The organism is Clavibacter sp. MX14-G9D, from assembly GCF_032917815.1.
GTDB classification, from domain to species: domain Bacteria; phylum Actinomycetota; class Actinomycetes; order Actinomycetales; family Microbacteriaceae; genus Clavibacter; species Clavibacter michiganensis_K.
In genome coordinates, this window is sequence record NZ_JAVCVL010000432.1 from 1 (window position 1) to 622 (window position 622).

A 622-nucleotide genomic window follows, 5' to 3' on the forward strand; every position below is an offset into this window, starting at 1 on the left:
GAGGGCCTCGCCGGCGAAGAAGACGCGGTCGTCGACGGGGCGGGCGAGGGCCTCGCGGTCGGCCGCGGTGGCGCCGGGACGGAGGAAGCTGCCGGATCCGCGCGCGAAGGGGTCGCCGGTCCAGTCGGACCGCGCGAAGGCGATCGGCTCGGGCAGCCCGGCGGCGCCCACGGTGGGCGTCGGGGTCGGCGTGGCGGAGGGCGTGGCCGTGGGGGTCGTCGGCACGGGGGTCGTCCGCGTGCACGCCGCGAGGCCGAGGAGCGAGAGGCCCGACGCGGACGCGGTGAGGAGGGTGCGGCGGGAGATCGACATGCTGGGGCCAGCGTACCGGGGAGCCGTCGCCTAGGGTCGGGGGATGGCATCCGTCGACCCGCTGATCCCGGCCCCGGGCCCGGCAGGACCGGCGTCCGTCCGCGTGGACAGCTGGCTCTGGGCGGTGCGCGTCTACAAGACCCGGTCGCAGGCCACGGCCGCGTGCCGGGCGGGCCACGTGCGGGTCGGCGACGAGCGCGCGAAGGCGTCGCAGGCGGTCCGGCCGGGCGACGAGGTGCGCGTGCGCGTGGCGGGCGCCGAGCGGATCCTCGTGGTGCGCCGCACGCTCGTGAAGCGCGTCGGCCCGTCG

General features: G+C 78.6%; 2 protein-coding genes. One reads left to right on the top strand and one right to left on the bottom strand.

The features are described 5' to 3' along the window. Window positions 1-312 (bottom strand): FAD-dependent oxidoreductase (locus Q6969_RS16145; protein WP_317231343.1); only part of this gene is annotated, 312 nt, incomplete at its 3' end. Window positions 313-355: 43 nt separating this feature from the next. Here Q6969_RS16145 and Q6969_RS16150 point away from each other — a divergent pair. Further along, on the top strand, window positions 356-622 hold a 267-nt coding region (locus Q6969_RS16150), incomplete at its 3' end, for a S4 domain-containing protein (protein WP_317231344.1).